This window comes from Chitinophaga sp., from assembly GCF_035761305.1.
GTDB lineage: Bacteria > Bacteroidota > Bacteroidia > Chitinophagales > Chitinophagaceae > Chitinophaga.
This window is the reverse complement of the sequence record NZ_DASTRI010000131.1, coordinates 1-5,596: the sequence shown is the minus strand read 5'-3', so window position 1 is coordinate 5,596 and position 5,596 is coordinate 1. Positions and strand designations below refer to the sequence as shown.

8 protein-coding genes are annotated in these 5,596 nt (G+C 47.2%); all 8 read right to left on the bottom strand.

Annotated features, from left to right (window positions below):
- Positions 1-412 precede the first annotated feature (412 nt).
- Positions 413-622 carry a hypothetical protein gene (locus tag VFS25_RS11470; protein WP_326462283.1) on the bottom strand — a complete coding sequence of 70 codons (210 nt, stop codon included), beginning with the start codon at positions 620-622 and terminating at the stop codon, positions 413-415.
- A gap of 41 nt (positions 623-663) precedes the next feature.
- Positions 664-1,233, bottom strand: coding sequence for a DUF420 domain-containing protein (locus VFS25_RS11465; protein ID WP_326462282.1), 570 nt, complete (start codon positions 1,231-1,233; stop codon positions 664-666).
- A 10-nt stretch (positions 1,234-1,243) separates the two neighbouring features.
- A complete protein-coding gene (locus VFS25_RS11460; protein ID WP_326462281.1) occupies positions 1,244-1,870 on the bottom strand; it encodes an SCO family protein in 627 nt (208 codons plus the stop codon).
- A 117-nt stretch (positions 1,871-1,987) separates the two neighbouring features.
- Positions 1,988-2,395 (bottom strand): cytochrome C oxidase subunit IV family protein, encoded by a 408-nt coding sequence (locus VFS25_RS11455; protein ID WP_326462280.1) that lies wholly within the window; start codon positions 2,393-2,395, stop codon positions 1,988-1,990.
- Positions 2,396-2,451: 56 nt separating this feature from the next.
- Positions 2,452-3,126 carry a cytochrome c oxidase subunit 3 gene (locus VFS25_RS11450; RefSeq protein WP_326462279.1) on the bottom strand — a complete coding sequence of 225 codons (675 nt, stop codon included), beginning with the start codon at positions 3,124-3,126 and terminating at the stop codon, positions 2,452-2,454.
- Between the two features lie 48 nt (positions 3,127-3,174).
- Complete coding sequence (locus VFS25_RS11445) at positions 3,175-3,729, bottom strand: heme-copper oxidase subunit III (protein WP_326462278.1); 555 nt, start codon at positions 3,727-3,729, stop codon at positions 3,175-3,177.
- Positions 3,730-3,751: 22 nt separating this feature from the next.
- Positions 3,752-4,627, bottom strand: a complete 876-nt coding sequence (gene cyoE / locus VFS25_RS11440; protein WP_326462277.1) for a heme o synthase — start codon at positions 4,625-4,627, stop codon at positions 3,752-3,754.
- Between the two features lie 96 nt (positions 4,628-4,723).
- A partial coding sequence (locus tag VFS25_RS11435) for a cytochrome c oxidase subunit I (protein WP_326462276.1) occupies positions 4,724-5,596 on the bottom strand: 873 nt, incomplete at its 5' end.

Sequence of the window (5,596 nt, the reverse complement as noted above, 5' to 3'; positions counted from 1 at the left end):
AATAATTAATAATTAAGAATGAAGAATTAATAATAGGGGGCAGCTTTTAGTATCAGTGGGTACTGGCGGGGAGCTGAATTAATAATTAAGAATGAACAATTAATAATAGGGGCAGTGGGCTTTTAGTATCAGTGGGTACTGGCGGGGAACTGAATTAATAATGAAGAATGAAGAATTAATAATAGAGGGCAGTGGGCTTCATGTATAAGTGGGTGCGGCGGGGAGCAGAATTAATAATTAAGAATGAAGAATTAATAATAGGGGCAGTGGGTTTTGCGTATAAGTGATGGCTGATGATGCGATGAGTTTTTGTATTGGCCGGTACCTGGTAGCATAATACATTTGCGGTTGCACACCTATGACTGATAACGCACCGCCTGTTAATTATTCATTATTAATTATTCATTATTAATTACTCGGTGGTTCGGTTACTGCGCCACCAGCGGAAAGCCAACACGCCAATAATCAGCAGTGGCATCAACGCCAGGTAAAGGATGCCGCTGTTCAGTCCCTTGGCCGGACCCTCGCCCAGTTGCTGTGCAGTTTTAGTACAAAGGGAACACTGCGCCATTAACGGAGCGCTGTACAATAATACCAGTAAAAATATGCCTAACTGCTTCATGTGTGTCCTTTATAGTGGTGCAGTTACAAAGTTACACCCAATTAATAATACGGAGAGATCATTACATACACAACTACCCCGGTTATGGCTACATAAAACCAGATGGGCCAGGTAATGCGGGCTATTTTTTTGTGCCTGGCAAAATCAGATTGCAGCCCGCGCAGCACGGTGAACAACACCAGCGGCACGATTACTATCGCCAGCAAAATATGGGTAAGCAACACAAAATAATATACATACCTGCTGCTGCCTGCGGCTGCTTTTTCCAGCGCATCCACCATTCCGTCATGATTAATATCGCCATAATGTGTACTGGGTACAAAAAAATGATAGGTAACGTACGATACCAGGAAAACAGTACTCAGCGCTACGGCTGTGAGGTTGGTTACCTTATGCGCCTGTACCTGCCCGTGCCTGATAAAGTACAGGCTGGCCAGCAGCAGTATGGCAGTGGCAGAGTTCAGGATGGCATGGAACAAGGGTAACACATGCACGTTAAACCCGGCTTCCATATGCGTACGGGGCAGGTAAAACAAAACAGCCACTACCACCGGTATGGCTATGGAAATAATGGCTATGGGCAGGTTGAGATTTTTGTTTTTGATACTCATACGCTTTCAATTATTCACTGCCGGAAAGCAGCCGCTTCCAGAAAGGCGGGCGGTTCCGGTCCTTCTCCAAATGTAGCACTGCAATATCGTTGGCACACTGGCGGATGGCATTACTGTCTAGCCCGTTATAGTAGCCGCGGATATAGCCGTTTTTATCTATCAGCACCAGCTTTTCTGTATGAATAAAATCATCCGGACCACCATCCCCTTCTGTTACTGATACAAAAAAATCGTGGCGGGCCAGGTCATAGATCTCCTTTTTGCTGCCGGTAAGCAGCCACCAGTTATCCGGGTTGATACCATGTTTGTTGGCATACCAGCGCAGGCGTTCAGAAGAGTCGCGCTCCGGGTCAACAGAAAAAGAAATCAGCTGCAGCAGGGTATCGTTTTTAACATACGCCTCCTGGATGGTTTTCAGGTTTTTGGTAAGGGTGGGGCAAATGCTGGTGCAGGAAGTAAAAAAGAAATCAACCAGCTTTACTTTGCCGGGCAGGTCGCTCAGGCGCACCTGCTGCCCCAGCTGGTTGGTAAGGGTAAAATTACGCACAGTGTGAAACACCGTATCATAATGCGGTTTACCGTTCTTCATTACAGTATCTACCCCTTCAGGAATGTAAAAACGTGGTACAGGTACCACGTTTCTACCGTAATGATCTACTATCAGGTACCCCACAAGCGGTAACAGCACCGCTAACATTAACCCTATGACTGCCCTGCTGGAAATAGCTTTATAAATTAATTACGTTATTGTCTTTTAATGATGTCCTTCTTCAGCGTGTACTGCGGGCAGCTCCTGGTGAGGCTTACCGGGCGACAAATCTTTACGCATGTTCCTCCAGGAGTCACCGTCTGCCAGGAACGCAATAATGAACCACACGAACAGCATTAACGGTATCAGGATGGTCAGGATCAGGTTCTTGATCTCATGACGCAGGTGCATAAACTCTGCTACAATGAAGAAAGCTTTTACAATTGTAAGCCCTATAAAAATAGAGTTCAGTATAATACGGTTAGGAAAATCTGTTTCCAGGTAAAGGAAAGCCAGGCTAACCTCTACGATTGTTACACATAGTAAGATCCAGAACGTTTTCCAGATGGTTCTGGTGGTTGCATCCCCATGCTCATTTTGCTCATGCCCTACTATAGTATGTGTATGTTCCATTATCAAATAATTTTTTTAGATACTAAATTCAAATAACAACTACGCGTTTTTACTGATTACAGCAGGTAAAAACAAGTGAACACAAATACCCAAACCAGGTCTACAAAGTGCCAGTACAAACCTACCTTCTCAACCATTTCATAATGACCTCTGTTCTCGTAAGTGCCTTTCAGCACATTGGCCAGAATAATAATGTTCAGCACTACCCCGGAAGTTACGTGCAGGCCGTGGAAACCGGTAATAGTAAAAAAGAAGTTGGTAAAGTTGGTAGATGCAACAGTACCGTCTACATTCAGGAAGGGATTACGGCCCCACCATGCGCCTTCGTGGAACAGGTGTGTCCATTCCCATGCCTGGCAGGAAAGGAAGGCAATACCACCAACAATTGTCCACGTAAGCCATTTGGCCACATCCTTCTGGTTCTTGTGATGGCCGGCATGTACAGCTAACACCATAGTCACAGAGCTCATGATCAGGATAAAGGTCATTAAGCTCACAAACACCAGTGGCATGTGCGCTTCACCCATGAGCGGGAATGCGCGGAATACCGAGTTAGGATCAGGCCAGGAGGTGCTCATAAAGCGGATAGTACCGTATGAGATCAGTAATGCGCCAAAGGTAAAAGTATCCGACATCAGGAAATACCACATCATCAACTTTCCGTAGCTCACATTAAAGGGAGAATATCCTCCGCCCCACCATTTTTTCTTCGCTGTAACTGCTGTATCCATTTTTAAATTTAATTCGTTGTTATAAGTCTTTTGAATTTTCTTAAAGTTTTACCTGGCAATCGTTAAAAATACCAGGAGGTAGATCCACAATGCATCTACAAAATGCCAGTAAAGCGAAGCTACCTCAATAGGAACCGGGCTATATACCCGCACCCTTGTACGGAAGGCCCTTACAAACATAATGAGCAATGCTACCACACCACCCAGCACGTGCAACATGTGCATGCCTACAATCACGTAAATGAAGGAGGCCGATACCGGGCCGCTCAACGGCAGTCCGCGCTGGCTGAGCTGTGCAAAGCCAACGCACTGGCATGCCGCAAATATTACCCCCAGCACGGCAGTAAGGGTTATGAGCTGCTTATAGCGCTGCATATTCCTTTGCTTGAATTGCCTAACAGCCAGCTGTATTGTACCGCTGCTGATAAGTATCACCGCGGTAGAGAGCCAGAAGATGTGAGGTAACTCAAAGACCTCCCAGTTTGCCTGCGCACGTTTTACAACATAGGCGCTGGTAAACCCTATGAACATCATGGTTATGCTGCCCATAGCTATCCACAGGGAATATTTGTGCGGATGTATTTTCTTTCTTTGTACACTCATTGCCTGCATCACCTCTTTTCATTTATATTTTATCAGCCAGCAATGCCAGCTGTACAATCGTCAGATAAATATAAGACCCGAACATCAGCTTACGGGCAGCCGGCACGTCACATTTCCGGTACAGCGTAATGGCGCGGTACAGGTAAAAAATGCCGGCCAGTATGCAAATGATAGCGGATATGCCGCCGCTGATCTTTAACAGGTAAGGCGCTACGCCCGCCGGTATCAGCAGCAGGGCATAGGTGGCTGACTGCAGCGCTGTTAACTTATTAGGTCCGCCTGCAGCCGGCAGCAGCTTAAAACCTGCCTTTGCATAGTCCTGGTGCGCTATCCAGGCAATAGCCCAGAAGTGCGGGAACTGCCACAGGAACTGGATCGCAAACAGCGACCAGCCGCCTTCGCTCAGCTCATTGGCGCCGGCCGCCCAACCGATTAACGGGGGCAACGCACCGGGAATAGCTCCTACCAGCACAGCCAGCGAGTTCCATTTTTTCCAGGGCGTGTATACAAACCCGTATATTACCAGGGAGCTAAGGCTTAATATGGCGCTCAGCCAGTTAAAGCTATAGGCCATTATGGCGGTGCCGGCCAGGCCGGTTATTACCGCTACCACCACCGCTTCTGTTTCAGAAAGCCGGCCAGCCGGTAACGGGCGGTTAGCGGTACGCGCCATCAGCTTATCCGTGTTCTTCTCCCATATCTGGTTAATGGTATTGGCAGAACCGGAAACCAGCAGCCCTCCTGCAAATAATAAAAGAACTTTTACCAGGTTAAACTCCACTCCCGGCACCAGCAGGTAGCCTACCACACAGGAAAACACTACCATGAAAGTAAGGTTAAACTTCATGAGCTGAAAGTAATCCCTCACTTTACTGGCTACTGCATACGATGACGACAACTTTATGGAGTTTTCTTGCAACACTATACTTGCTTTTAGCTTTGGCCTCCCGCTGTTGGCTGCTAACAACCAACAGCGGAAAGCTGACTGCTTTTATTAATGCGCCGACTCGTCGGGTCCCAATGGCACGGTCTGCGGAATAAAATCTTTTCCATCCTTGCTGTAATCATACGCCCAACGGTGTACTTCCGGAATTTCGCCAGGCCAGTTGCCGTGCCCCGGATGAATGGGGGTGGTCCATTCCAGCGTAGTGGCATCCCACGGGTTGGTGGTTGTTAACCTGCGGCCCTTGAAAATGCTGTAGAAGAAGTTGAACACAAACAGCAGCTGTGTGGCAAATACCACTATTACTACAACGCTGATAAATTTATTCAGCTCTGCAAACTGTTTGAAAGATTCCCAGTTGGAGTAATCATAATACCTTCTGGGCATACCAGCCATCCCTTCATAGTGCATGGGCCAGAAAATACAGTATGCGCCAATAAGTGTGATCCAGAAGTGAATGTAACCGAGCGTACCATTCATGTAGCGGCCATACAGCTTCGGGAACCAGTGGTAAAGGCCTGCAAACATGCCAAAGAAGGCAGATACCCCCATCACAATATGGAAGTGGGCAATTACAAAGTAGGTATCATGCAGGTGAATGTCAATAGAAGAGTTACCTAACCATATACCGGTTAAACCACCGGAGATAAAGGTGCTCACAAAACCGATGGAGAACAGCGAAGCGGGTGTAAACCGGATGCTGCCCCTCCAGATGGTGGTAAGCCAGTTAAATACCTTGATGGCCGATGGCACCGCAATTAACAACGTTAACAGTACAAAGAACGCACCCAGGAACGGGTTCATGCCTGTTACAAACATGTGGTGCGCCCATACCAGGAAGGCCAGTATGCAAATGGCAAACAGGGAGCCCACCATTGCCAGGTAACCGAAGATGGGCTTACGGGAGTTCACCGCCAGCACCTC